Genomic DNA, 25,512 nt, shown 5'->3' on the forward strand with positions numbered 1-25,512 from the left:
ATAGTATGAAAAATATAAAGAAAAAATATCTCGCATCAATTATTATTATTTTAATCCTGCCTTTTGCTGTTTCATATGCCTTTGCAGATGACCCCAAAGCACGGGTTATCATGGAAAAGGTGGATGCGCGGGATGACGGAGATAACCAGACATCAGACATGGAGATGATCCTCATTGATAAGAAGGGGAAAAAAAGAGTCAGGAAGATCCGGGCGTTTAGCAAGTACAAGGGAGAGGATGAATTAAGACTGATGTTTTTCCAGCATCCGGCAGATGTCAAGGACACAGCGTTTCTTACTTTTGATTATGACAATCCTGATAAAGACGATGATCAGTGGTTGTACCTTCCCGCACTTCGGAAAACCAAGCGCATAGCATCAACCGATAAAAGCAAAAGCTTTATGGGCTCTGATCTTACCTATTCGGATATGACCTCCCGCAATCTTGAGGACTATGATTATACCTTTTATGAAAAGGCCAAAGAAAAAGAAGTAAGAGGTGTAAAAACATGGGTGATCTGGTCGGCCCCCCGTTCAAAAGATGTGATTGAAGAAACCGGATATGAAAAATCACTTATTTTTGTGCGACAGGATAATTTTTTTGTTATCCGGGCCCTTCACTGGGTTCGAGACGGCGGGTATAATAAATATATGGACATTAAAAAGCTTGATCTTATCGACGGCATCTGGGTGGCGAGCCAGATGCAGGTTACCAAGAAAAAGGGTAAAAACACAGTACACAAAACCATTCTTAACTTAAGCAACGTGAGATTCAATCAAGGCCTTGAATTTGATATGTTCTCTATTCGCAGAATGGAAAAGGGGATATAAAATTTAATGTGGGATAATATCAATAGTGCTGTGTTTTTTGTTCTTCTCATGGCTTTAATATTATTATTGCCGGGGCAAACTTTTGCTGTTGAGGACGAAATACTTGATGAAATTACTTGCGGCTTTGATGATGAACCCAAAAATGTCAAAAAAAATAAAACCAGCGATGATTTTTTAGATGGATTTGACGACAACATAAAAGAGGTTGAACCTGAACTGCCAAAAAATGAAATCAAACCATCTATTTTCAGCTTAAACGGTGATGTCAAACTCAGTGCTTCCTATAATTTTGCCCATGATAAACCTGAAAAAGACAAAACCGACTGGCGAGATTTGTCATGCCTGCGCACAGAACTTAATCTTGAATTAAACGCTAAATTTTCCAGTTCCTGGCAGGCACGCATAAGCGGCAAGGGCGCATATGATTTTGTTTATTCAATCAAGGGTCGTGATGAATTTACAAATGAAGTAATCGACAATTATGAAAAAGAAATTGAGTTTGGTGAAACATATATCCAGGGAAGTCTCACAAAAAACCTTGATATTAAACTTGGTCGTCAAGTAGCTGTGTGGGGTAAATCAGACAATATTCGGGTTACGGATGTGCTTAATCCTTTAGATATGCGTGCGTCGGGTTTAACCGATATCGAAGACTTAAGGCTTCCGGTTGCAATGTCCAGGCTTGATTACTACATCAATAACTGGAGTTTGACCGGCATTGCAATCCATGAAATTCGATTTAACAAAACCCCGGAATATGGCAATGATTTTTATCCTTCAGCAGTGCGGCCCCCCCATGAAGATAAACCTGACTCTTGCTGTAAAAATACCGAATATGCCGCTGCCGTAAATGGAATTTTCAGCGGCTGGGATATATCATTTTACTGGGCAGACTATTACAATGACATACCCCATGCAAAACCTGTATCTGCGCCATTGCCTCAAATTGAGTGGAAACACGCACGCCTGAAAATGTTTGGAGCTGCTTTTAACATAGCTGTCGGCAACTGGCTTTTAAAAACAGAAGTTGCATACATAGACGGGTTTGAGTTCTTTAATGCACAAGATAAAAACTATTCCCGAACAGATGCATTGGCAGGCATTGAATATTCCGGTCTTAAAGACACAACAGTGAGTATTGAGGCTGTTAACAGGCACATAAATAACTTTGACAATATTTTAGAACTTTCTCCTGATAATGCCCAGGAGAATGAATTTCAGTGGGTGGCAAGATTAACCAGAGATTTTTTAAATGACACCATCACCTTAACCCTTTTAACCTCAACATATGGTATCACGGGTCAGGATGGTTCCTTCCAGCGTTTTTCCGCTGAATACGATATAACCGATTCTGTTCAAATTAACTGCGGAGTGGTACTCTACCAATCCGGTGATCTTGCAAGGTTTAAAAATATTGGTGACAATGACCGTGTGTTTTGCAAAATTAAATATAGTTTTTAGCAGTTTGTAATCAAAAGCGTTGAACAAGCCCGGGTAAAAAAAGTTTATTCAGATTCCGGTTCCGGGTAAAGCATTTTACCGGTATAGGATAAATCATAACCACCGAGCTCTTCGGCAGTGGTCTGAATCACTTTTCCTTTTAATAGAGACAAGAAAAGCTGGATTCCCTGATCAAAGAACCGGTCTTTATTAATCAGCAGATCAAATCGTTCCCAGCAAATGGGAATAAAATCAAGCCCCAAAACAGTGGCAACCGGTCTGATGCCGGGGCTGGCATCTGCTTTGTTTGTCAGGATTTGCAACCCCACATCCATATGTCTGGATAAAGTATTTTTATATCCATCTATGGTTTCACCTTTTATCCCAGATTTTTTTAGCTCTTTATCAAAAAGCTGCCGTGTTCCAGTACCTAAGGGACGGTTGATAATGCTGATATCTGGCTTTCCAAGATCTTTTGCCGACCGGATATTTTTTGGATTCCCCTTTTGGACAATAATGCCCTGCTCTCTTAAACAAAAATTAACCACTGCCGGGATCTGGTTCATTTCATCTTTTAAAAAAGGGAAATTATACTCTTCATTGTCTGCAATAAGATGGCTTGAAGCAATGTGGCAAAGATTATGCTTCAAGGCCCTTAAACCGCCCATGGAGCCTGCAATACCGAACATTGCCATATGCTCTTTGTGTTTAAGATTAAAGGTTGAAATCATTTTATCCAGCAACAAATCATTGCTGCCGGCAATGAGGACAAGCCCGTGATAAGGGGGAAGTTTGGCAAGTTGGGGGTAGTTTTCCGTACCGACTTCTATCCACTGGCGAACAAGATTTAACGGGAACAACCATTTTCCTGTAACTTTAGAGGCCGGCAGACCTTTTTCCGCAATGAGTGAATATACCATTTTTTCATTTACGTTTAAAAATTTTGCCACTTCTCTGGTTGACAGCATTTCTCTCATAACAGTTCTCCTTTTGCCTCAAGATAAATATTTCATTGCTTTTTCAACACCAGACATTCCAATTAATCAAGACCTGTATCGGTATCCTTAATAATTCCAGCTTTTGGATACACCAGTTTGGGATAATTATGCTTGACTGGTCGGAAACTATGACCGAGTGTCAAACGAGGACATGAGCCCTTGTTTTTTTCTCTTTTGTCCACCCCATTCTCTTCTTTCTCAGAAATGAAAGCTATCAACAAATTTTAGAAAAATATTAATTAACAAATTTGTCTTTCAAGCTTAAAAGTATCTTATCAGATAGAGGTTTACTTTTTGCCAAGTTTATCAAGTTTATCATTGGGTCAGTTTCTTGATATCCTAGTATTATTTCGAGTAATATTTCCATTGCATCTGATAAAATACTTTCATCATATTTATCAACATCCATGGTTGATAAATTTTCAAAATCTAAATTCGCTTTTCCCAATAGAAGAGAAGCTGCGATCCTTGATAAATGCATTTTAAAATTTGCTATTTTGGATTTTTTCTCTGGCTCTTGAAAACTTACCCAATGATCATTCGTCTTCTTGAAGATAAGACAACAGTTTAAATATACACTAAAATCGATTTCAGGGTTAAAAATTCTTTGGTAAGTAGTATCTTCTTTTATCAGTGAAGTCGGCTTTGATCTGGCCGAGTGTGGACTATCAAACACAATAGTTTCTATTGCTTGTGCAGTTAATTGAATACTGAATATTTTTGAAGCTGGTTTTCCGATATTTTTATAATAATTTTTTCTTCGGTCATAGTAATAACCTTCGTTAAGGAAAAATAATTCGATTTTTCTTTGTGTATCTTCAGTTGCTCTAAGTAACGTTGGGGAAACTTGATTTTGGCTATTAGTAGAGGCGATTATGTTGTCTATAATTTCATTGTCATTGTTTATTATTACTTTCACCAAGACGGATCGTTCATCCTCAATATTTCCGTTGTGATTATTAAAAATAGAGTATGATGTTTGCAATCCATTGACAATCTGAATGTTGTCAACCGACAGAACTCTGCCAACTTGATTGGGATTCTCTGCAATAATTGTGATTCCATTATTCAACCACCAAAAGTCTTCATTCGAGTCAAGGTTGATAGTGTCTTTGATTTTTTTATTAACATCCACTAATCCCTGAAAGTGTCTGATATTGCTTTCAAAGAGATATTCTCTAATGTTTCCTTCAGGATCACTAAGCAGTTCTTTATAATCTCCCATTTTGACTGTACCAACATAGCCAATTCCTTTATCTCCATATGATGTTGATAATGGTTGATCTTTATAGTTTATAGACAAACGAGCAGGTTTCCTAGTTTGATATAATTTTAGAAGCTCTTCACTACTAAAATTGCTGTATTGTATTTTGGCACCGGAGAATGCATTATTTGTGATTTCCAATAACTGTTGGGTTTTATCTTTAAAAACACCATTAATTTCAACTTTAGTTGCGTTGCAACAATAATTATATCTAATTTTTATAGTTCCTCCGTTGATAGATGTTTTCATCCAGCATTCTCTAAGAATCAATGTTTTTTCAACAAGATTGAGATTGAATCTTGAAATTAGAGAGTCCTCTTTTTTTTCTAAATCAAAAAGAATCGGTATTGAAGTGATAAGTTTGTCTATTGTTAATTCTTTAAAAGAGGATTCTTTCTTGCACTGGGAAATAACAAACTTCGTAGTGGTTTTGTTTGAAAAATTGATTGCCTCCAAATCTTCTTTAGTTTCAATTACTTCTTCTTCAACCAGCAGTATTATAGAATCAATACCGCCATCATTTCCACCATCAACTATGGAGTTTTGAATATTTTCAAATGTTATATCAAGGCTTTTAGTTATTTGGCTTAAAGTGAAAAGCTCAAAACTCTCACTCTCATTTGTCGTCAATTGATTCTCTGACATATATTGTAAAATGCAACCTTCTAGGATAACGCTGTTATTGCTCATGATATTCCCTCTCAATTTACGAAGTTATAACGAAGCTTTTAAAATATTTATCCAGCAATAATAAATCGCTGCAAAATTTGTAACAGGCAAGACAGTCAGTGTAAAGCAAATCCTATAAAAAAAATACATTATAAGAGTTAAGGTTTGTTTCATTTTGATTTTTATAAGATGAAAACTCAACAACACTTGCATTGTTCATAGCTCTCTCAATATTCAACAACTCAAACTGTATCTTTAAGATTTTCAATGAGTGATTTTGAGCTGTAATCCCGGAGAACAATGTAATGCAGAGGACTAAATTTATATTGCATTCGTTGCTTTGCAGTGTCTATATAATAAGAGAATTTCATATTAAAGATGCTCAAGAGTTCAAAATAGACTTTCCGGGGGAGTTAAAATATGGCACATCACATCAATAAATCCGGTTATACCCATCTGGTAAATCGCTTAAATCGTTTTCCCCAGGGTGCCCCTCCATCGATACTGCTGGACAAAATTCTTGGTATGCTGTTTTCAGAAACAGAAGCCCGTTTGGTTTCCCTGCTTCCCATAAAACCGTTTACTGCTGACAAAGCAGCTAAAATCTGGAAGATGAGCTTGCTCAAAGCCCGGAAGATTCTGGATCAGCTTGCATCCCGGGCTATCTTGGTGGACATTGATCAAAAAGGCACCACCCAATATGCTCTGCCCCCGCCCATGGCCGGTTTTTTTGAATTTTCTATGATGCGGGTGCGGCACGATATAGACCAAAAGGTGTTAAGTGAGCTGTTCTACCAGTATCTGAACGTGGAAGAAGATTTTATAAAAGACCTTTTTACTGTGGGGGATACTCAACTGGGTCGTGTGTTTGTCCATGAGCCAGTGCTGTCCAATGATAATGCGATTCATGTTCTGGATTACGAGCGGGCATCACAGGTGATTAAAACCGCATCCCACATGGGTATAAGCACCTGTTACTGCCGTCATAAGATGTATCATATAGGCAAAGCGTGTGACAGACCTATGGATATCTGCATGACATTTAACACGTCTGGCAGATCTCTGATAAAATACGGCCATGCCCGTGCAGTAGGTGTTGCAGAAGGACTGGACCTTCTTGCACAGGCATATGAATCCAACCTGGTCCAGTTCGGCGAAAATGTCAGAGATCGGGTTAATTTCATCTGTAACTGCTGTGGATGCTGTTGTGAGGCCATGATTGCAGCACGGCGGTTTTCAATATTCAATCCCATACATACTTCTAATTTTATCCCGAAAATCAATAGTGATTCCTGCACGGGCTGTGGTAAATGTATTACCATTTGTCCGGTGGAGGCCATGACTTTGGTGTCGGCCAATGATTCTGAAAAACCAAAAAAGAAAAAAGCCCGCCTTAATGAAGATATCTGTCTTGGATGCGGTCTTTGTGTCCGGGCATGTGTGGAAGGCAGCCTTGAACTCAAATCTTTGCCCCAGAGGGTCATCACGCCATTGAATGGAGCCCACAGAGCTGTCATTATGGCCATTGAACGAGGAAAACTTCAGCACTTGATTTTTGATAATAAGGTGCTATTCAGCCACCGTGCTCTTGCAGCGGTTCTGGGGGTGATCCTGCAACTGCCCCCTGTGAAACAGATAATGGCCAGTGAACAGGTAAAGTCTCGTTATCTTGAGGCACTGATTTCATACATGGAAGGTTCTGATACTATATGAAGAAATTTCAATTTTCTGAGAGTATGGGCAAGAGGACATATCGAGCTTGGAGCTGACTTTTACCGGCCGGGTTAAAACCAAGGTCCTTTTTTTATATGCGATTGCCTGGCTTGACTTTCTTTGTTTCGAAGACTATTTTTATGAAAATTTAATAAAAGGCTGTGAAGACAACGAATATGAAACCAAAGATAATTACCATTGTTGGAAAATCCAACTCCGGAAAGACCACTCTTCTTGAAAAACTGATCGCCCATCTAACGGACAGAGGGCATAGAATAGGATCTGTAAAGCATGCCCATGACGGGTTTGAAATGGACAAAGAAGGCAAAGACAGCTGGCGTCACAGAAAAGCGGGTGCCAGGGCCACTCTTGTTATTACTCAAGATGAAGTTGCCATAGTTAAAGATGATAAGACAAGCTATGTTGAAAAGATGAGATCTTATCTTTCTGATATGGATCTTATTTTAGCAGAAGGATTTAAAAAGCAAGCGCTTCCAAAAATAGAAGTTTTCAGGGCCCAAAGTGTGCACAAAGTACCGCTTTGCATGGAGGATGAAAATTTGATCGCCTTTGTTACAGATTCAGATTATAAACCGGAAGCGCCTTTGTTTGGGCTGGAAGATATCCGTCAGATAGCCGACTTTATTGAATTAAATTTTTTAAAAAGTTAACAGCGTGCGAAAGAAAAACATAAGACGAAACAGACGGTGCCTGACATATGGTTGTGTTATTGCCGCAATCTTTTTTTATTCCTTTTGTATGGCAGCCCAGGATCAACCTAAGGAGTATCATTGCGTTACTCAATTTGAAAACGGGACTATAAACTGGAGCACCGGAAAGATTTCTGCAATAGGCAAGGCATCTCCTGAAGATAACAGGGAAACCTCCCATGAATCAGTTCCCGGATCAGCAAGGGCAGATGCAAACCGGCAGATCATAGATCTTTTAAAACAAATAAAAATTAATAATATTTTGACCGTGGGTGAGTATGCTTCCAAAAATGATGTCATTTTGGCAGGTATGGAGAAAACAGCAAGGGATGCAACCATTTTAAAACAGTATTATACGTCTGCCCTTTCTGTGGAAATAATGATTGAAACCAGTATTTTTGGCGGCTTTTTACAATTGATATTGCCGGAAGAAATTCGGCAGATACCCAAAATCAGCCCTGATATACCCCAGAAAAATATTAAAATGACAGGAGAAAATTTCTACACGGGTTTGATTATTGATGCAAGGGGGCTTGGAACTGAACCCGTACTTAATCCTTTGATTGTCAGCGAACAGGGCCATAACATATATTCTTCTGTTTTTATCAGCAGAGAGTTTGCAGTTCAAAAGGGTGTCTGCAAATATCTTTGCAGTATGGATCAGGCATTAAAGGATAAGAGAATTGGCAGTCATCCCATGGTTTTCAAGGGACTTCGCAAAGAAGGAAAACCCACTACCGCCATTGTTATCAGCACGTCGGATTACCACCTGTTGGAAAAAGCAACAGAGCGCCATACCTTTCTGAAAGAATGCAGGATTATTATTGTGCAGGATGATCAATAAGGGCATTATCAATTAATCTTGTTTTTCCTACTTTCACGGCTATTGCCAGTAATACCTGATGTTCTATGCTGTCAACAGCCTCAAGGGTTTTGGGATTGCAAAAGGAAATATACTCTATCGTTGTTTCAGGAAATGTACAAATAAACGTTTCAATCTGATTTTTGATGGCCACAGGATTTTTCTCTCCCCTGGCAATCAATTCTTTGGCCAGATTCAATGATTTTGAAAGACTTAAGGCGGACGACCTTTGAAGTTTGGAAAGATAAGCGTTCCTCGAACTCATTGCAAGGCCGTCTTTTTCACGGATGATATTTCCTGCTATAATTTTGATGTCAAAATCCAGATCCAGTGTAAGTTGTCGAATAATCTGAAGCTGCTGATAATCTTTTTGTCCAAATATGGCAATATCCGGCATAACAATATTAAACAATTTGGTGACCACGGTTGCAACGCCTGAAAAATGAACCGGTCTGAATTTCCCGCATAAAAATCCCGGAAGATATTGGAGTTTAATTTCAGTTTGAAACTTTTCAGGATAAACTGTTTTTTTGCTGGGTAAAAAGACGGCGGTTACACCGGCTTTTTTAGCAAGGGCAAGATCATTTTCAATGTTTGAAGGATAAGAATCTAAGTCCTCATTAGGCCCGAATTGAGTCGGGTTTACAAAGATACTGACCACAAGTTCATCACATAAGGGTTTTCCTTTTTCCATCAGGGAAATGTGTCCCTGGTGAAAATATCCCATGGTCGGTACAAGGCAAACCGTTTTTGATTCTTTCTTCTTTTTTTTTGACCATTCCTGCATGGCTGATTTTGTTTTTAATATGTCCACTATTTTTCTTTACTCCTCTTTAGGGGTATTTTCCTGTCGGATTGCAGGAAACAGCAGATCAAACGTTGTTCCCTTGTTATTGGAAATCACAGAAATAAAGCCATTATGATCCTGAACCGCATTCCAGACAACAGTAAGACCCAGTCCAGTACCGTTTTTCCTCATTTCTTTTTTTGTAAAAAAGGGGTTAAATATTTTTTTTAGATTTTTGTCATCAATGCCCGGCCCATTATCAATCACACTTAAAACGACATATTCGCCCGGCACAATATTTTCATACCCGGGTACGGAGGAATCAATATGCCTGTTAGCGGTTGAGATAAGAACCTTTCCGCCTTCATTGCCTGAAACTTCCTCCGCTGCATTCAAAACAAGGTTCATGATCGTTTTTTCGATATGAAGATAGGAGCCCTTGATATTCAACAGCTCCGGTTCTGTCAGGATTTCTATTTTTACCCGTTGGCAGGCTTTTCTGATTTTGTCAAAATCAGGGGCAGATGTATAACGGTCTATGATAGAATTAATATTGATGATTTCCATTTGTGCGCTGGAACCCCGGGAGATGGTTAACAGATCGCTCACAAGGGCAGACGCTTTTTGACCGGAAGCCTTAATTATATTCAATCCCTGTCTGATCTGGGGATCAAGATTTTTTTCCATCATAAGAACCTCGGGATATGTGGCAATTCCTGAGAGGGTGTTATTCAGGTCATGTGCAACCGTTCCGGCTAATATTCCTAAGGCCTTTAATCTTTCAGCCTGTATGAGTTTTTCTTTGAGTCGTTGTTGTTCTTGTTCCAGGTTTTTTGTCAGGAGTTTGATTTCCCTGCCTGAGATTTTCAGGGCTTTGATTAAAATCACCAGGGAAAGGGTTGCTGCCACACATAAAAAGGCGACTGTTCCAACGAGTAAAACCCAGGCCTCAGAACTTGAAACTCCTCCCAATGAGATCAACCCGTTAAAATAAAAAAATCCAAATACAATCAGCGTTATGATATAGGGGACAAGACAACTGACCAAAAGGATCAGCAATAGACGGTTAAAGATTTTTTCCTGCCGGAAATGAAGGATATCATCATCGTTTTCATAAATAGATTTTACAGTGAAAATATGGGGGCCCATAACCGTTGACTTATTAATAATTTAAAGATAATGAAGATTGTACTATATCGGTCATAAAATGCAATATAATTAAAGGATTTGCCATGAAACCATACGTCCCGACCAGAGAAGACGCCTTCAAGCTGTTAAAAAAATATAATAAAAAACAAGGGTTGATCCGTCATGCGCTTGCTGTTGAAGCCGTGATGGGCCATTTTGCCCATCGTTTCAATGAAGATGAAGAAAAATGGCGGGTCATAGGACTGGTGCATGACCTTGATTATGAGATGTTTCCTGACGCGCATTGCCACAAGTGTGTTGAATTGTTTAAAGAGCACAATTGGCCTGAAGACTATATTCGGGCGGTCATCAGCCACGGCTTTGGGATTTGTACGGATGTAAAACCTGAAACCAATCTTGAGAAAACACTCTATGCCATTGATGAACTCACAGGTCTTGTGGCAAGTTCCGCCCTGGTCAGGCCTTCAAAAAGCATTCTTGATATCAAGGCAAAATCCGTTAAAAAGAAATTTAAAGATAAACGCTTTGCCGCAGGGGTTGACAGAAAGGTGATCCAGCAGGGAGCCGAATTTCTTGATATGGATCTTTCCGAACTCATTACAGAAGTAATCTTAGGAATGCGGCCCGCAGCAGAAGAGATCGGTTTAAAAGGAAATTTATAAGATAATGCCGGAACGTTTTTTATTTTCTTAAGGATGCAACAAGCCGATTCGGTTTTTCAAAATACTCAAAAACATCCAGAATATTGTGCACAATAAGATCAGATGCAAGCAGAGTCTTTGATGCCAGGCCCTCTTTTTGAAGAACCGCTATCCCTAATACAGACTCTTTTAAGATCAGCTCGTCATTAGATCCGTTTCCGACACAAAGGGTATTTTCCCGCCCAAGTTTTTTTAGATATTCAAGTTTGCATTCTGCCTGATTGTTTTGAGGTATAATGCTTAATGTGCAAATGACATTTTCCAGTTCCTTTTTAACGAACCCGAATGTATCCGCAGTAATCACGTGAAAAGCCAGCCGGTCGGAATATTGGTTGATTTTTTCTTTCACCTCTTTGATCAGAAACCCGTCCATGGCAATAGTTCCGTTATAATCGAGCAGAACATTTTCAATCGTGATATCAAAGGTTCCCGGTATGTTAATATTCACCATATTTTTTTCCTTATAATTTATTCACCATTGTTGTTTCATCTGCCGGTCCGACAAAACCATGCCTGAATCGGCTATCCGTTTCACCTGGTCCAGATAATGGGATACAAGAATCATGGTACAATCCTTTTTCAGTTCAAGGAGCAGGTCTTCAATCACCCTGCCTGATTTATCATCCAGGGAAGATGTCGGCTCATCCAATAATAAAACCTGCGGATTTAAGACCAATGCCCTTGCAATGCACAGCCTCTGCTGCTGACCGCCCGAAAGAGCCCTTGCATCTTCATTTAACCTGTCTTTGACCTCATCCCATAGAAATGATCTTTTCAATGCATCCTCAACCCTGAAAGAACCAAGGGTTTTGTTATTTTCGCCTTTGAGTTTCAATGGAAAAGCAATATTGTTATAAATACTCATGGGCAAGGGATTTGGAACCTGAAAAACCATTCCGACCTGTCTTCGCAAATCAGAGACATTGTATCTTTTATCATAAATATTTTGAAAATCCGAGCCGAATCTTATTTCAATGTGTCCCTTAATTCTCGTTTCTTCAATACTTTCCCATAACCGGTTAAGGGTCATCAGAAAGGTGGATTTCCCCTGGCCTGAAGGCCCGGTTACAGCCGTGATGGTATTTTGGGGTATCTCTAAACTGATATCTTCTAAAATTGGATGGTCATTGTAATAAAACCAGAGGTTTTTGATATTAATTTTTATATTTTCAGTCATAGGCATGTCAAGGTCTGTAAAGTATTTTTTGTGAAAGTCTTTTTTTTATCCAATGGGCAAAAACAAACAGGCTGATACAGATAAACAGCAGGATCAGGCAGGCACCATAGCCTTTCATCAATTCGGAATTGTCGGAATACTGAGAAGAAATATAATAAATGTAAAACGGCAGGGCTTCAAAGCTTGAAAAGACAGATTTTGGAATACCGGCTGTTGCAACCGCACCGGTCAGCATGATGACTGCCGTATCTTCCGCACATCTTCCAATGGATAGAATAATGCCGCTTAATATGCCTGATAAAGAGGAGGGCAGCAGGACATAAAAAATATTCTGCAGCTTTGTAGCGCCAAGGCTGGGCGCGGTCAGCCGGACACTGAGCGGCAGGGTTTCCAGGGATATCTGGGTTGTCCGGATGATATACGGCAGGACCAGAAAAGCCAGGGAAAGAGCGGATATCAGAAGACAGGGAAAAAGTCTGGTGTAAAAATAATGGTGTAAAAAAATGGTAACACAAAATCCGAAAAGCCCGACGACAATGGAAGGTATGCCGGCAAGAATATCAAAAAGCAGACTGAAGGACCCTTTTATCTTTGGCGGGCAGTATTCAGCAAGGAAAATTCCTGTTGCCAGTCCCAGGGGTATGGCAACTATAATGGAAAGGGTGATGAGGAACAAAGTCCCTGCAATGGCAGGGAAAAGACCGTCAAACACTTGGCTTTTCAGGAATATGGCATCAAGGGGACGGGTGTCGTCAAAAATGAGATGCAGGTTTAAGGATTGATATCCATTTGCGATTAAAAATCCGACAATGGTAAGAACAGCCCCAACCAGAAGGATGCTGCACCCCCATGAAAAATAGTTAAACAATCTGTCAAAAAATTCAGGTTTCATTTATTGTTTTTCTTTTTTTGAATGAAAACCTGGACATAATAATGCCAAAACTTGTCATGATATACAAAAAGATGCTGGAAAGAAAAATTGTTTTAAACTCTATGCTGTCAAAGTCGGCTGCAATGATCAGGGCAATGTGGGCGGTCAGGGTTCTTGCCGAATCCAGAACAGAGCCGGGGAAAGCCACAGAATTTCCGCTGATCATAAGCGCAATAAGAGTGTCTCCCATTGCCCTGCCAAAGGAGAGGATAATGCCTGTGAGCATTCCCTTCCATGAGTGGGGCAGCACCACATAAAAAAATTTCTGGGCCGTGTTTCCCCCAAGGGCATCCACAGCGTTTAAATCATTTTGGGGAACCATGGAAAAACTCTGCACAAAAAACAGGATCATTGTCGGGGAGATTAAAATCGAAAGCATGATGGCAGCGGACAGGATGCACATCCCTGATCCTTTGAGAAATAATTCCCGGACCAGGGGAACCAGAAAAAAAATTCCGACAAACCCATAGATGACCGTGGGAACCGCTGTCATTGACTCAATAATCTTTTTTAACCATTTTCCCAGGCCTCTGGGGTTAAGTATCCCAATGAAAAAGGAACACCCAAGGCTTACAGGGAAACTGATGACAAGGGCCATAAGGGCAATACAAATCGTTCCAATAATCATGGGCCCAAGACCGAATAGCCCATGGTCCGGAGCCCATGGGCCTGTCAGCATATCAAAAAACAGTCCTTGTTTGAGTATCGGAAGGGCCAGGACGATCATAAATCCTAATATAAAAAGGGTAATGCCTGCGCTTAAAATCGATGCAGCAAAAAAGACAGATTTAAAGATTGTCTCTTTGACATCCATCAGCTTACAGGAATAAATCCTTTCTCAAGCGCTATTTTCTGGCCTTCCGGTCCCAGCAGATAATCGATGAACTTTTTGGCAAGACCCTTGACGTCTCCTTTTGTGTTGCTGTAAAGACCTCTTGCTACTGTATATTGGCCCTGCTTCACAGAATCCATGGTCGGTTTCACACCATCCAGAACAATGGCAAAAACACTGTCATTAATAAATCCTACAGAAACATATCCGATGCTGTAAGGATCATTATTTACGGCTGTTTTCATGGCACCGTTGGAAACAACCACATTGGCTCTGCTTGTGATGTCTTTTTTCTCCAACGCTTTTTTCCAGAAAATACTGCGGGTTCCGCTTGCCTTATCCCGGGTATAGACATTGATGGGCTTGTCATTGCCGCCAAGTTCCTTCCAGTTTGCAATTTTTCCTGAGAAAATATCCTGCAGCTGCTGACGGGTAAGGGTTTTAACCAGGTTTTTGGGATTGACGACAGCAGCTACCCCGTCAATGGCCCATTTAATCATTTTTAGTCCGTATTTATTGATTTCCGCTTCTGTTGCCTTTCTCCCGGAATTGCCGATATCAACCAGTCCTTCACCCACCTGTTTGATTCCGGCTCCTGAACCGCCCCCTGCAATGGTGATCCGGATATCAGGATTAAAGGTCATGATTCTTTTGGCAGCCTCTTTCATCACAGGGATGTGAGCTGTCCCGCCGGAAATTCTAAGGACCTGTTTTTCTCCCTTGAACCGGTCAAGTTCTCCGGCAAAACAATTTCCAGCCACCAGGAAAAAGAGCATAATCATAAATATTAATAGTGCCGTTAAGTTGCGAATTATCATTTTTGTTTCCCTCCTTGTTTGAATTTTTTGTTTTTTAATACGGCCTATCAATAATAAGAATTTTGGGGTTAATCCAATTTTTAATATGAATATGAAAGGTGAAATAGATTGGAAAAAGCTATATGGCAGTTCTTACTTCAATATTTTTTTTGGCAAGAAAGTCTTTTACGCTTTGAATCGGTACTTCTTTTCTGTGAAATATGCCGGCGGCCAAGGCTGCTTCCGCAGCCGTTTTTTTAAACACCTGGGCAAAATGTTCTTCACAGCCGGCCCCGCTTGAAGCAATCACCGGGATGGAAACAGCAGTTCTTACTGCATTGATTAATTCAAGGTCAAATCCTGAGTTTGTTCCGTCTTTATCAATGCAATTGAGGAGAATTTCCCCGGCACCAAGATCCTGGCAGGCTTTGGCCAATGCAACCGCATCCAGATCTCTTGTTACCCTGCCACCCTGGATGGTACACTGATACCAGCAGTAAGCTTCATTGTTGGGCCCGGTGAATTGAGTTTTGATCACGTGGTGTTTTTTTGCATCGTCCGGGGAATTGACGTAGACTCTCTTGGGGTCAACTGAAATCACAACGGCCTGGTTTCCATATACGTTAGAGATTTGTTCAATGGAGCTTTTTCCGGATTTTTTCCCCGTCTTTAAATATTGTTCGGCGATATACACGGCGTCACTGCCAATGGATATTTTATCAGCACCTGATCTGAAATACCGGGAGGCCACTTCAAGTGCTGTATACGTTCTACCTTTACTGTCTGTATAATCCCTGATCCCGCCCCCAATGGTCAGCGGCACAAAAACGTTTTTGCTGGTTTTTTCAAGGACGTCTATCATGGGCATGTCTTTCAGTGGGAAATCCCTGAATCCTGTGATATTTAAAAAAGTGATCTCATCGGCACCCTCTTCATAATACCGTTTGGCAAGTTCCACAGGTTTGCCCAGATTCCTGACATTTCCTTCCTGTCTTACATCATACTGATCCCCTTTGGTCACCACAAGGTCACCTTCATCATTGGTCCTGACATCCAGGCAGGCGATAATTCTTTTTGAAAGCCCCTTTCCTTTGATATTGATAGTTTTTTGAGCTTTCAGATTCTTTTGGTAAATAAAATTTTCAAGCAGTTTTATCCCGGCATTCCCGCTTTTTTCAGGGTGAAACTGGGTACCGATAATATTGCCTTTCTGAATACTGCTCACAAACTCATAATCATAATTTGTGGTGGTTAAAACGACAGACTCCTCCTCAGGTACAATATGATAGGAGTGGACAAAGTAAAATTTTGTATCCGGCTTAACACCTTTAAAAACAGGAGACTCCTTTTTCAGATTCACCCCGTTCCATCCGATATGCGGGACAGCAAGGCTGGTTCCGAATCGTTTGACCCTGCCCTTGAAGATACATAAGCTTTCATTGCCGGATAAATCTTCTTCGCTTCCCTCAAAAAGGGCCTGCATACCCAGACAGATACCAAAAAAAGGCCGGTCGGCTTTAAGATATTCCCTCAAGGGGTTGACATAGTCTTTTTCATTGAGAACTCTGATCATGCTTTCATAATTGCCCACACCGGGAAATAAGAGTTTTTCAGCATCCAGAATATCAGAAGGCCTGGTAACCGGTTTGATTTTTCCGCCCAGTTTTTCAATGGCATTGACCACGCTTCGAACGTTGCCGGCACCATAATCAAGTAAGGTAATCATAATGTTGCTTTATCCTTCGAGCATAGGGATTTGCTGAAATTTTTCTTTGAGCTCACCTGTAATCTTAAGTGGTTTTCCATCAAGGCCTGCAATCACAAAGGTGATGTCGGCATCCACACAAACAGCACCGGTTTTTTTGTTGATAATCTGCTGTTTTATGACGACACTCTTATTTCCTATTTTCCCAAGGCCTGATTTGATGATAATAACATCATTGACCCTGACCGGATTTTTATAAGATATATTAATATTAACAACAAAGAAGCGAAAACCTGTATTCATAAACTCTTCAAGGTTTATATGGTCTTCAAGAAGCTGCCATCGCCCTTCTTCTAAAAATTCAAGATACCGGGCATTGTTCACATGCTGGTACAGGTCGGTATGATATCCTCTAATTCTGATTTCAGGTTCCATTTTCTACTCCCGTGGATTTATCTTATCAATAAACTTGCATTTTCAATACATGCCATATCATGTTGAAATTCTTTTATCAGTGTCTGTATCATGGAGACTTTTATTTTTTTTACCCCAATTGTTTTGCAGATTTTATCATTCAAATCGGTTTTTAGAAAGATATTTATCCTGCTCGTTTTGGTCATCATGGACAGTGCCGTGCCGCCATTGCCTTTATAGTCCTTTTCAAGGATATTAAAGGCCTGGTTGAAAGTGCCATAGTTAAAGTATTTAATAAACGTGTCAGACCCGATGCCATCAATACATTCTGCCAGAACAATCAGGCTGCCCTTGTCTTTTACAAACATGGCCGCGTTATTGATAGCTTTATGGGCCTGAATAAAATTAATGTCTTTTGGAAAGCCGCCGCAGGATGCAATGATAAGTTCATACTGCTTGTCAGTCATTGTTTTATAAAAGGAGTCAAGGGTTTTGCCCGCCGTTAAAAAATCGTTGTAGGTTTTTCCGATGATGAGTTGGCACACCTTTGCTTTTGAATCAAGTATGCCGTGGATGGACACTCTTTGGGGTTCAATAAAATCATCAATTTCTTTTAAATCCCTGGCTAAGGGATTGTTTTCAAGATTTCCAGGCTGACAGCCGGGAGATAGTTTTTTTAAATTTTGATCGAGAAAAAGTCCGTGGTTCTGATAAATATCCGGCTTGTATCCCAGTCCGGGGAACAAGAGTTTTCTGCCGCCGCCGTATCCGGCAAAATAATGATGGGACAGGGCACCAAACGTAATGATCAGATTACTTTTGAGAAGATCTTTTCGAATATGGACTTTTGTGCCTTTCCGGGTGTTCCCAAGGCCTGTGAAAAGGGCTTTATCATTGCAGTCATGATGAATAAACCGGTGCGTTTGATATATATTTCCATAGGTGTTCAGACATTCTTCATCACTCTGTCTTGCATGGGTGCCATAGGCAATAAAAAACGTAATTTGCCGGTTTTCTATCCCTTTTAGATGGAGTATCTCCAAAATCCAGGGCAGATAGGTTTTATAACCGCAAAGCCTTGTTTTATCAGCCACCACGATTGAGATGGCAGGGCAGTTCGGCAAATTTTCAGGCAAAGCCTTTGAAAAATCGACTACAAACTTTTTTTTGTCGATAAAAGACACAGGTTCCCGGATGCTTAAGCGGTCTGTTTTATCCGGCAATTCAATGTCACAGAAGGCCTTCCCATATTTAAGATCAGTTTTTTTGTGCATAAATCCCCTGTAGGTTGTCGTGAAAGCAAAGGGTTTTAAACCCTGATTGGTCAAGCCGTTTCATGGTATTCTTAATGAATTTGTCTTTGCTTTTAATTTTTTTCGGGCTGCCGGTATAGTGAAATAATTTTGAACGGGATGTCATGATCCTGAAAAGCGCATCATAAAATTTTCTTCCGTAAAGATCTCCGGTAGCGGATGTGAACCTTGGCGGATCATGAATCACACTGTTAAACATGCTGTTTTCAAATCTGTCAATCTCACGGGTGATGTCGGCATGGACCATCTCCAGCCTTTTGTCGGCATGTTTTTTCAACCAGGGGTTTAAATTGCGTATTTTTATTACAGCAGGGCTCTTTTCAGTTGAAATCACTTTTTTTGCTCCTGCCTTTAAAGCAAAAATAGCTGAATACCCAAGACCGCCGCAGGTATCGAGAACCTGATCGTTTGCTGCAACAACCAGCCGCGTCTTTAACTTTGCATCTGTTAAGGGATCAATCTCTTTAGAGCGGTGCATTTTGATTCCATTGATCTCAAGGGTCGGTGCACTGCTAGTGGGAACCAGTTTGTAATACCCGTCACTTCGCACTTCAACAGGGCGCAACTTATTGTTCTGAAAGACAAAAATTTTGTTTTTAAAAGAGGATATGGACTCAAGCTTTTTCATATCAATAAACATATCATTATCAAGTATCAGCCGGTCCTCCTCAATTTGCCACACCTTTTCAGATAAGTTCAGGTCCAGGGACAGACAGACCCTTTTTGTACCATTCCTGAACGCCTCAAGGATTTTTGTGACAACATCAAAATAAAAATAATAAGTGTAATTCATATAAAGTTTAAAAATCAATACTGCCCGGAGTTCTTGGGAAAGGTATAACATCTCTTATGTTACTGATTCCGGTAATCATCATTAAAAATCTTTCAAACCCCAGGCCAAACCCTGAATGGGGCACAGAGCCGAATTTTCTGGAATCCAGATACCACCAGTAGTCTTCCTTCGGCAGATTCATTTCATCCATCCTTTTTTCCAGCACCAAAAGTCTGTCTTCCCTCTGGCTGCCGCCAATGAGCTCCCCTATTCCGGGAACAAGCAGGTCTACGGCTGCAACGGTTTTTCCATCATCATTCATCCGCATGTAAAAGGGTTTGATTCCCTTTGGATAATCTGTAAGAAAAACCGGTTTTTTAAAATAAACTTCTGCCAGATACCGCTCATGCTCAGATTGCAGATCTGTTCCATATTCAACTTTAAAGTCAAATTTCTTTTTGGATTTCAGTAGTATATCAATGGCCTCAGTATAAGAAATTCTCCCGAATTCAGAGTTTAAAAGGGTGTCAATGCGTTTTGACAGTGATTTGTCTACAAATTTAATGAAAAGATCCATGTCTTCTTTGCATTCATTCATGGCATGCTGAGTGAGATATTTAACGAGCTCTTCACCATGATCCATGTTTTCCTTTAAGTCGCAGAAGGCCATCTCCGGTTCCAGCATCCAGAATTCTGCCACATGCCGGCTGGTATTGGAATTTTCCGCCCTGAAAGTCGGACCAAAGGTGTAGACATCACCTAAGGCCAAGGCAAACATTTCAGCAGGCAACTGGCCTGAAACCGTCAGGTTGGATTCCCGGCCAAAGAAATTTTCCTTCCCTGGTTCAGGGCTGGTTACCCTGAACATTTCACCCGCACCTTCGCAGTCAGCCCCTGTGATCAAAGGAGTGGTCAGATACCTGAACCCTTTTTCCTTGTAAAATTTATGAATGGCAAACATCATCTCTGATCGGATCCGGAAGGCAGCGCCGTATTTGTTTGTCCGAGGTCTTAAATGGGCAATGGTTCTTAAGAATTCATCCGAGTGTCTCTTTTTTTGGAGGGGATAGGATTCCGGCGCAATATTTATAATTTCAATATCTGATGCCTGGATTTCCCATTTTTGCCCTTTTCCGGGAGATTCTAAAAGCTGTCCTGCAACAGCTACAGAGGTGCCCGTGGTAATTTTTTCTATATCCGGATAATTTTCAAGATCATTATTTGCAATGACCTGGATACTTTTTAAGGCTGATCCGTCATTTATATCCATGAAAGAGAATTCTTTTGAATCCCGTTTGGTTCTGACCCACCCTTTGATAAGGACTTTTCCCGGTGTTTTTTCAAGCTTGAGCAGCACATTGATTTTTGTTCTTTTCATTGCTTTATCCCGCAAAAAATAATATATTAAAAAATTTGATTATACCTAACATATTTAAAGATTAGTTTTTAAAATTTCACTATCATGCATAAACAAAATTATCAAGATATCCTTGCACTGGTCCAGACACCGACACGATACGTGGGCAATGAGATCAATGCCGTGAAAAAAGATCTGGAACAGGTGGATCTGACATTTGCCCTGGTATTTCCGGATCTTTATGAAATCGGAACCTCTCATTTTGGGCTGCAGATTCTCTATTCCATTTTAAACAGCCATGAAAATATTGCAGCAGAACGTTTTTTTTCGCCTGCTCCGGATATGGAAGCCTATCTAGTGGAAAAAAAGATTCCCTGCCTTTCCATGGAGTCCCAAAAAGAGCTGAACAGCTTTGATATCATTGGAATCAGTCTTCTTTATGAGCTTAACTTTACCAATATTTTAACTCTTTTGAGTTTGTCACGGATTCCTTTTTATTCAGAACAAAGAGATGATTCTTTCCCCCTTATTATTGGCGGCGGACCCTGCGCTTTTAATCCTGAACCTTTGGCTGATTTTTTTGATGCCTTTGTGATCGGGGATGGTGAAGATGTTATTGTTCAAATTTCAAATCAGGTCATTGAGTTTAAAAAACAGGGAGACGGCAAAAAGAAAACCCTGCTCAAACTTTTGTCAAAGATAGACGGGGTGTACGTCCCTTCATTTTTTGAACCGGCATATGATGAAAATGGTATCCAGACGCTTACCCCTATATTTGAAGACTACCAAAAAGTTAAGAGGGCGTTCCTGCCGAGCCTTACAAAAGACAATTTTCCTAAATCTCCGATTATTCCCTTTGCCAAACCGGTTCATGACCGGCTGAGGCTTGAGATTGCCAGGGGGTGTTCCAGGGGATGCCGGTTCTGCCAGGCAGGCATGATATACCGGCCGGTCAGGGAAAGGTCATTGGAGGACTTGATAGAAATTACCCAGGAATCTTTAAAAACAACCGGGTATTCGGATATCTCTCTTTTGTCTCTCAGTACAGGGGATTATTCAAATTTGGCTCAATTGATGTCGCAGCTTCTTGATTTGGGCCAGGGCCATTGCAATGCCATCTCTCTTCCGTCCATAAGGGCGGAAAAACTCACCCCGGAATTGATGAATATTATCAAAAAAGTTAGGAAAACCGGATTTACCATTGCCCCGGAATCAGGATCTCAACGCTTGAGAGATATCATTAATAAAAATCTTACAGAAAAAAGCATTGTGGCAACGGTTGAAAATGCACTTAACCTTGGATGGAAAAATATCAAGCTCTATTTTATGATGGGGCTTCCCTTTGAAACATCAGAGGACATTGAGGCCATCTGCAGTCTTTCAAAACGGCTGGCATCTTCCTATGCCAAAGGAAAAAAGGCCATCAATGTCAGTGCAGCCACGTTTATTCCCAAAGCCCATACACCTTTTCAACGATGTGCCCAGATTTCTTTGGATGAAACAAAAGAAAAACTGCAATATCTAAAAGACAATTTAAGGCATCGCAAGGTGAAACTCAAATGGCAAAGTCCTGAAATGAGCTTGGTTGAAGGGGTTTGGGCAAGGGGCGACAGAAAATTGTCGCAGCTTCTGGTAAAGGCCTTTGAAAATGGATGCCGTTTGGACGGCTGGACTGATAAGTTTGATTTTTCTTTGTGGCAAAAGGCCTTTGAAGAAACAGGGATTGATCCCTTATTTTATACGACACGTCAGCGCAATGACGAAGAAGCACTTCCCTGGGATATAATCGATTCAGGGGTGTTGCCCGAATTTTTAAAAGAAGAATTTCAAAAAGCCAAAGAAAAATCACTCACTCCGGACTGCAGGGAGAACGACTGCACAGGATGCGGTGTGTGTGATTTTAAAAAGATAAAGCCGGTGCTGCACGATATCTTTTCAGACCCCTCAAAAATTGATCCGGAAAACACCGACGTTCTGAAAAGGTTGCCGGATGACAGCTTTAAGAAATTTGAGATCACTTTTTCAAAACTTGGAACAGCAAGATTTTTCGGACACCTTGAACTTGCCACTATTGTTCAGAGGGCCGTGAAAAGAGCCGGGTTAAATGCTAAATATTCACAAGGGTTTAATCCTTCCATGCGGCTTTCCTTTGAAAATGCCCTCCCCGTTGGAATGGAAAGTGACGAAGAAGCGTTTTTTATCTACCTTGAAAAGGATTTGCCACCCAAAGAAATTGTTGATCTGTTAAACAAAACGCTTCCTGAAGGCCTTTGCATCACCGGATGCAAATTTTTCAACAAGTTTGTCAAAAGAGACGATCAGCTTTCCCGTTATATCATCGGGTTTGCAGATATTTGTCTGGGACAAGAAAAAGTGGATCAATTTTTGAATTTATCAGAATTTATTGTTGAAGACCTGAGTAAAAAAGGGAAAATAAGGAAAACCGATCTGCGAAAATCTGTTGAGAAAATATCCTTTATAGATTTACAAACCATTAAAATGGTTTTAAAAAAACATAATGAAAGAACCATAAGGCCCACAGAAATACTGACAAAATATTTTGAACTGGATGAAGATACCATAAAGATGGCAAGGATAAAAAAGATAACCTGCGTGTGACCTTCAGGTTAAAGGTCACACGTAACCTGAAGGTCACACGTAAAACAAGGATGAGCCCATGTTAAAAGAGCTTGTTGTGAATGCCGCCCCCCATGAAACACGGGTGGCACTGCTTGAAAACGGTACCATTGTAGAAGTTTTTATTGAAAGGGAAGACGAGACTTCCATTGCCGGAAATATTTATAAAGGACGGGTGCAAAGAGTTCTTCCGGGGATGCAGGCCGCCTTTGTGGATATTGGATTTGATCAGGCCGCCTTCATATATGTGGATGATGTTCTGGATACAGCCAGTCATAAAATGTATCAGAAATTTGAGCAGGACAATGATGTGGAAACGGATACCGAATCCAATGATGAAGATATTGAAACAACAGACATGGCAGATAATTATACCTCCTGGAAAGCCTCTTTAAACCAGGGGTGCGGTATTGAGGAATTGCTTATAGAAGGCCAGGAGATCCTGGTCCAGGTGGCCAAATCATCCATTGGCACCAAGGGGCCGAGAATCACTACCCACATCTCCCTGGCAGGCCGGTACATGGTATTAATGCCCACGGTTGATCATATCGGTATATCAAAAAGAATTGAAAACGATAGTGAAAGAACAAGGCTGAAAGACCTGTTACTTTCTATTCGGAAAAATAAATTCGGGTATATATTCAGAACACAGGCTCAGGGAATTGATGAAGATACCATCAAAAAAGAGATCGATTTTTTAACCAAGACATGGGAAAATATTCTGTTAAAGAGCAAGACTGCCGCAGCGCCCTCCCTTGTATATAAAGATCTTACAGCAACCTTCAGGGCGGTCAGGGATCTTTTGGCCAATGAAGCCGATAAGCTGATTATCGATTCTAAAGAAGAATATGACAATGTTCAGAATTTTTTGAAAAAGCTGATGCCGGATGTGAACTTGTCTGTGGAGCTATATCAGGGGCGGGAATCCCTTTTTGATGCCTATAATATTGAAGGGGATGTGGCAAGAGCATTAAAGAAAAAAGTCTGGCTCAAATCCGGTGGATATATCGTGATTGAGCAGACAGAGGCGCTGGTGGCCATTGATGTGAATACCGGCCGGTATGTGGGAAAACATAATTTTGACGAGACCATCCTTAAAACCAACCTTGAAGCTGTCAAGGAAATTGCCTACCAGATACGGCTTCGAAATATTGGCGGTATCATCATTATTGACTTTATCGATATGAAAAAAGAGCAGCACAAGGAAAAGGTCATGGCACACATGAATGACGCCATGAAAAAAGACAAGAGCCAGACCAATGTGCTGCCGTTAACCGAACTTGGCCTTGTTCAGATGACAAGAAAAAGAATCAGACGGAATCTGACCCGAACCCTTTGTAAACCCTGTTTCTATTGTAATGGTGACGGCAATCTCTTATCCGGGAAATCCATATGCCATAAAATTTACAGGGACCTTATCAGCGAAGCAGGAGATATCATGGGCAACCGATTCACGGTAAAAGTACATCCGGAAATAGCCCAGTTGTTACATGGAAGGGAAAACCATTTGATTTCCTCCCTTGAAAAACAGTTTTCAAAACCAATTGCCATATATCCGGAGCCCCATTATCATATAGAGGAATACCATATCTTCGAGTCCCTGGTAAAACAAATATAATTTGAACTATGTTCATTCTTGACAATTTTTTAAAAAAGGGCTAATGTATTATGTTTATTGTGGTTTGCAGTATTATGGTTAAAATAAAATATATTTAAGGTAAGGATTGAAAGATTTATGAAACGAACATTTCAACCAAGCAACCGGAAAAGAACCAGAAAACACGGATTTCTCAAAAGAATGTCCACACCCGGTGGAAGACGTGTAATTAACGCCAGAAGAGCAAAGGGAAGAAAAAAACTCAGCGTTTAATAAAGGGATTTATTGAGAAACTTTTGTTTACCAAAAAAGGTGAGGCTCCTAAAGCGGGCCCAATTTTTAACAGTTTCGAAACAAGGGAAAAAGGTAGTAACAGGCTGCTTTATAGCAATTGTGCTTAAAGAAACAGCTCAAAACAATCGAATTGGCATTACAATATCAAAAAAAGTAGGAAATGCAGTAGAGCGTAACAGGATAAAAAGAATTATTAGAGAATTTTTCAGACACAACAAACAGAACATTTCAGGACCTAAGGATATAAACATCATTGCAAGGAAAGGTCTGACTACGCTATCCAACAGGCAGATTAGTGAGAAGCTTGACAAACTTTTTTCAAAAATAGCATTAGCATAGATAATGAAGAAACTATTATTAATACTTATTAAATTTTATCAATATGTTATTTCACCTCTAACAGGACGGAATTGTCGGTATTATCCGACCTGTTCGGCATATGCCATTGAGGCTCTTGAAAAATACGGCAGCCTTAAAGGCACAACTCTTGCCGTAAAAAGAGTTCTGCGTTGTCATCCATTCCATGCCGGAGGGTTTGATCCGGTCCCATAATTTATCCATAT

General features: G+C 40.4%; 25 protein-coding genes. 11 read left to right on the forward strand and 14 right to left on the reverse strand.

Going from position 1 to position 25,512, the window contains the following annotated elements; translation table 11 throughout:
• Window positions 1-5 precede the first annotated feature (5 nt).
• A complete protein-coding gene (locus HGJ91_RS09280) occupies window positions 6-830 on the forward strand; it encodes an outer membrane lipoprotein-sorting protein (protein WP_291347446.1) in 825 nt (274 codons plus the stop codon).
• A 6-nt stretch (window positions 831-836) separates the two neighbouring features.
• Entirely contained in the window at window positions 837-2,291 is a 1,455-nt protein-coding gene (locus HGJ91_RS09285; protein WP_291347447.1) for a DUF1302 family protein, read from the forward strand.
• A 44-nt stretch (window positions 2,292-2,335) separates the two neighbouring features.
• On the opposite strand, the gene HGJ91_RS09290 is transcribed toward HGJ91_RS09285, so the two are convergent.
• Window positions 2,336-3,247, reverse strand: coding sequence for a helix-turn-helix transcriptional regulator (locus HGJ91_RS09290; RefSeq protein WP_291347448.1), 912 nt, complete (start codon window positions 3,245-3,247; stop codon window positions 2,336-2,338).
• A 256-nt stretch (window positions 3,248-3,503) separates the two neighbouring features.
• On the reverse strand, window positions 3,504-5,222 hold the full coding sequence (locus HGJ91_RS09295; protein ID WP_291347449.1) for an AIPR family protein: 1,719 nt from the start codon (window positions 5,220-5,222) through the stop codon (window positions 3,504-3,506).
• 399 nt (window positions 5,223-5,621) lie between these two features.
• Between HGJ91_RS09295 and HGJ91_RS09300 the strand changes: the two genes are divergently transcribed.
• From HGJ91_RS09300 to HGJ91_RS09310, 3 genes are all read left to right on the forward strand, one after another.
• Entirely contained in the window at window positions 5,622-6,914 is a 1,293-nt protein-coding gene (locus HGJ91_RS09300) for a 4Fe-4S dicluster domain-containing protein (RefSeq protein WP_291347450.1), read from the forward strand.
• Window positions 6,915-7,090: 176 nt separating this feature from the next.
• Entirely contained in the window at window positions 7,091-7,585 is a 495-nt protein-coding gene (gene mobB / locus HGJ91_RS09305) for a molybdopterin-guanine dinucleotide biosynthesis protein B (protein WP_291347451.1), read from the forward strand.
• A 4-nt stretch (window positions 7,586-7,589) separates the two neighbouring features.
• Window positions 7,590-8,468, forward strand: coding sequence for a hypothetical protein (locus tag HGJ91_RS09310; RefSeq protein WP_291347452.1), 879 nt, complete (start codon window positions 7,590-7,592; stop codon window positions 8,466-8,468).
• On the opposite strand, the gene panC is transcribed toward HGJ91_RS09310, so the two are convergent.
• Together panC and HGJ91_RS09320 are read right to left on the reverse strand one after the other, a co-directional pair.
• Window positions 8,446-9,300 (reverse strand): pantoate--beta-alanine ligase, encoded by an 855-nt coding sequence (gene panC / locus HGJ91_RS09315; protein WP_291347453.1) that lies wholly within the window; start codon window positions 9,298-9,300, stop codon window positions 8,446-8,448. The two genes, HGJ91_RS09310 and panC, sit on opposite strands and share 23 nt — an antisense overlap.
• A gap of 9 nt (window positions 9,301-9,309) precedes the next feature.
• A complete protein-coding gene (locus tag HGJ91_RS09320) occupies window positions 9,310-10,422 on the reverse strand; it encodes an ATP-binding protein (protein WP_291347454.1) in 1,113 nt (370 codons plus the stop codon).
• 83 nt (window positions 10,423-10,505) lie between these two features.
• Here HGJ91_RS09320 and HGJ91_RS09325 point away from each other — a divergent pair, with 83 nt between their 5' ends.
• A complete protein-coding gene (locus HGJ91_RS09325) occupies window positions 10,506-11,084 on the forward strand; it encodes an HDIG domain-containing metalloprotein (RefSeq protein WP_291347455.1) in 579 nt (192 codons plus the stop codon).
• Between the two features lie 19 nt (window positions 11,085-11,103).
• On the opposite strand, the gene HGJ91_RS09330 is transcribed toward HGJ91_RS09325, so the two are convergent.
• The 10 genes from HGJ91_RS09330 to asnS all read right to left on the reverse strand — a co-directional run bounded on the left by HGJ91_RS09330 (window position 11,104) and on the right by asnS (window position 20,442).
• Entirely contained in the window at window positions 11,104-11,574 is a 471-nt protein-coding gene (locus HGJ91_RS09330; protein WP_291347456.1) for an ATPase P, read from the reverse strand.
• 21 nt (window positions 11,575-11,595) lie between these two features.
• Complete coding sequence (locus HGJ91_RS09335) at window positions 11,596-12,300, reverse strand: phosphate ABC transporter ATP-binding protein (protein WP_291347457.1); 705 nt, start codon at window positions 12,298-12,300, stop codon at window positions 11,596-11,598.
• Between the two features lie 7 nt (window positions 12,301-12,307).
• Complete coding sequence (gene pstA / locus HGJ91_RS09340; RefSeq protein WP_291347458.1) at window positions 12,308-13,192, reverse strand: phosphate ABC transporter permease PstA; 885 nt, start codon at window positions 13,190-13,192, stop codon at window positions 12,308-12,310.
• The gene (locus HGJ91_RS09345; RefSeq protein WP_291347459.1) at window positions 13,182-14,045 is read right to left on the reverse strand and encodes a PstC family ABC transporter permease; all 864 of its coding nucleotides are present in this window, start codon (window positions 14,043-14,045) and stop codon (window positions 13,182-13,184) included. The genes pstA and HGJ91_RS09345 overlap by 11 nt, the downstream gene beginning before the upstream one ends.
• Complete coding sequence (locus HGJ91_RS09350) at window positions 14,045-14,881, reverse strand: phosphate ABC transporter substrate-binding protein (RefSeq protein ID WP_291347460.1); 837 nt, start codon at window positions 14,879-14,881, stop codon at window positions 14,045-14,047. The genes HGJ91_RS09345 and HGJ91_RS09350 overlap by 1 nt, the downstream gene beginning before the upstream one ends.
• A 118-nt stretch (window positions 14,882-14,999) precedes the next feature.
• On the reverse strand, window positions 15,000-16,586 hold the full coding sequence (gene hisF / locus HGJ91_RS09355; RefSeq protein ID WP_291347461.1) for an imidazole glycerol phosphate synthase subunit HisF: 1,587 nt from the start codon (window positions 16,584-16,586) through the stop codon (window positions 15,000-15,002).
• Window positions 16,587-16,595: 9 nt separating this feature from the next.
• A complete protein-coding gene (locus tag HGJ91_RS09360; RefSeq protein ID WP_291347462.1) occupies window positions 16,596-17,000 on the reverse strand; it encodes a thioesterase family protein in 405 nt (134 codons plus the stop codon).
• A gap of 17 nt (window positions 17,001-17,017) precedes the next feature.
• Window positions 17,018-18,253, reverse strand: a complete 1,236-nt coding sequence (locus tag HGJ91_RS09365) for a lactate racemase domain-containing protein (protein WP_291347463.1) — start codon at window positions 18,251-18,253, stop codon at window positions 17,018-17,020.
• A complete protein-coding gene (locus HGJ91_RS09370) occupies window positions 18,237-19,085 on the reverse strand; it encodes a hypothetical protein (protein WP_291347464.1) in 849 nt (282 codons plus the stop codon). The genes HGJ91_RS09365 and HGJ91_RS09370 overlap by 17 nt, the downstream gene beginning before the upstream one ends.
• Window positions 19,086-19,092: 7 nt before the next feature.
• Window positions 19,093-20,442 carry an asparagine--tRNA ligase gene (gene asnS, locus HGJ91_RS09375; RefSeq protein ID WP_291347465.1) on the reverse strand — a complete coding sequence of 450 codons (1,350 nt, stop codon included), beginning with the start codon at window positions 20,440-20,442 and terminating at the stop codon, window positions 19,093-19,095.
• An 84-nt stretch (window positions 20,443-20,526) separates the two neighbouring features.
• On the opposite strand from asnS, the gene HGJ91_RS09380 reads away from it, so the two are divergent.
• The 5 genes from HGJ91_RS09380 (at window position 20,527) to yidD (ending at window position 25,501) form a co-directional block, all read left to right on the forward strand.
• The gene (locus HGJ91_RS09380; RefSeq protein WP_291347466.1) at window positions 20,527-23,040 is read left to right on the forward strand and encodes a TIGR03960 family B12-binding radical SAM protein; all 2,514 of its coding nucleotides are present in this window, start codon (window positions 20,527-20,529) and stop codon (window positions 23,038-23,040) included.
• A 58-nt stretch (window positions 23,041-23,098) separates the two neighbouring features.
• On the forward strand, window positions 23,099-24,676 hold the full coding sequence (locus tag HGJ91_RS09385; RefSeq protein WP_291347467.1) for an Rne/Rng family ribonuclease: 1,578 nt from the start codon (window positions 23,099-23,101) through the stop codon (window positions 24,674-24,676).
• A gap of 117 nt (window positions 24,677-24,793) precedes the next feature.
• Window positions 24,794-24,928: a 50S ribosomal protein L34 gene (rpmH, locus tag HGJ91_RS09390; protein ID WP_291347468.1), complete on the forward strand. Its 135-nt coding sequence runs from the start codon at window positions 24,794-24,796 to the stop codon at window positions 24,926-24,928.
• Window positions 24,929-24,940: 12 nt separating this feature from the next.
• Window positions 24,941-25,288 carry a ribonuclease P protein component gene (rnpA, locus tag HGJ91_RS09395; RefSeq protein ID WP_291347469.1) on the forward strand — a complete coding sequence of 116 codons (348 nt, stop codon included), beginning with the start codon at window positions 24,941-24,943 and terminating at the stop codon, window positions 25,286-25,288.
• Window positions 25,289-25,291: 3 nt separating this feature from the next.
• Window positions 25,292-25,501, forward strand: a complete 210-nt coding sequence (gene yidD, locus HGJ91_RS09400; protein ID WP_291347470.1) for a membrane protein insertion efficiency factor YidD — start codon at window positions 25,292-25,294, stop codon at window positions 25,499-25,501.
• Window positions 25,502-25,512 lie beyond the last annotated feature (11 nt).

The organism is Desulfobacula sp., assembly GCF_014237455.1.
In the GTDB taxonomy this organism is placed as follows: Bacteria; Desulfobacterota; Desulfobacteria; order Desulfobacterales; family Desulfobacteraceae; genus Desulfobacula.

Excerpts from the sequence above, each read along its gene's own strand:
- HGJ91_RS09280 (WP_291347446.1), top strand. The coding sequence starts at position 6 with ATGAAAAATATAAAGAAAAAATATCTCGCATCAATTATTATTATTTTA.
- HGJ91_RS09285 (WP_291347447.1), top strand. The coding sequence starts at position 837 with ATGTGGGATAATATCAATAGTGCTGTGTTTTTTGTTCTTCTCATGGCT.
- HGJ91_RS09290 (WP_291347448.1), bottom strand. The coding sequence starts at position 3,247 with ATGAGAGAAATGCTGTCAACCAGAGAAGTGGCAAAATTTTTAAACGTA.
- HGJ91_RS09295 (WP_291347449.1), bottom strand. The coding sequence starts at position 5,222 with ATGAGCAATAACAGCGTTATCCTAGAAGGTTGCATTTTACAATATATG.
- HGJ91_RS09300 (WP_291347450.1), top strand. The coding sequence starts at position 5,622 with ATGGCACATCACATCAATAAATCCGGTTATACCCATCTGGTAAATCGC.
- mobB (WP_291347451.1), top strand. The coding sequence starts at position 7,091 with ATGAAACCAAAGATAATTACCATTGTTGGAAAATCCAACTCCGGAAAG.
- HGJ91_RS09320 (WP_291347454.1), bottom strand. The coding sequence starts at position 10,422 with ATGGGCCCCCATATTTTCACTGTAAAATCTATTTATGAAAACGATGAT.
- HGJ91_RS09325 (WP_291347455.1), top strand. The coding sequence starts at position 10,506 with ATGAAACCATACGTCCCGACCAGAGAAGACGCCTTCAAGCTGTTAAAA.
- HGJ91_RS09330 (WP_291347456.1), bottom strand. The coding sequence starts at position 11,574 with ATGGTGAATATTAACATACCGGGAACCTTTGATATCACGATTGAAAAT.
- HGJ91_RS09335 (WP_291347457.1), bottom strand. The coding sequence starts at position 12,300 with ATGACTGAAAATATAAAAATTAATATCAAAAACCTCTGGTTTTATTAC.
- pstA (WP_291347458.1), bottom strand. The coding sequence starts at position 13,192 with ATGAAACCTGAATTTTTTGACAGATTGTTTAACTATTTTTCATGGGGG.
- HGJ91_RS09345 (WP_291347459.1), bottom strand. The coding sequence starts at position 14,045 with ATGGATGTCAAAGAGACAATCTTTAAATCTGTCTTTTTTGCTGCATCG.
- HGJ91_RS09350 (WP_291347460.1), bottom strand. The coding sequence starts at position 14,881 with ATGATAATTCGCAACTTAACGGCACTATTAATATTTATGATTATGCTC.
- hisF (WP_291347461.1), bottom strand. The coding sequence starts at position 16,586 with ATGATTACCTTACTTGATTATGGTGCCGGCAACGTTCGAAGCGTGGTC.
- HGJ91_RS09360 (WP_291347462.1), bottom strand. The coding sequence starts at position 17,000 with ATGGAACCTGAAATCAGAATTAGAGGATATCATACCGACCTGTACCAG.
- HGJ91_RS09365 (WP_291347463.1), bottom strand. The coding sequence starts at position 18,253 with ATGCACAAAAAAACTGATCTTAAATATGGGAAGGCCTTCTGTGACATT.
- HGJ91_RS09370 (WP_291347464.1), bottom strand. The coding sequence starts at position 19,085 with ATGAATTACACTTATTATTTTTATTTTGATGTTGTCACAAAAATCCTT.
- asnS (WP_291347465.1), bottom strand. The coding sequence starts at position 20,442 with ATGAAAAGAACAAAAATCAATGTGCTGCTCAAGCTTGAAAAAACACCG.
- HGJ91_RS09380 (WP_291347466.1), top strand. The coding sequence starts at position 20,527 with ATGCATAAACAAAATTATCAAGATATCCTTGCACTGGTCCAGACACCG.
- HGJ91_RS09385 (WP_291347467.1), top strand. The coding sequence starts at position 23,099 with ATGTTAAAAGAGCTTGTTGTGAATGCCGCCCCCCATGAAACACGGGTG.
- rpmH (WP_291347468.1), top strand. The coding sequence starts at position 24,794 with ATGAAACGAACATTTCAACCAAGCAACCGGAAAAGAACCAGAAAACAC.
- yidD (WP_291347470.1), top strand. The coding sequence starts at position 25,292 with ATGAAGAAACTATTATTAATACTTATTAAATTTTATCAATATGTTATT.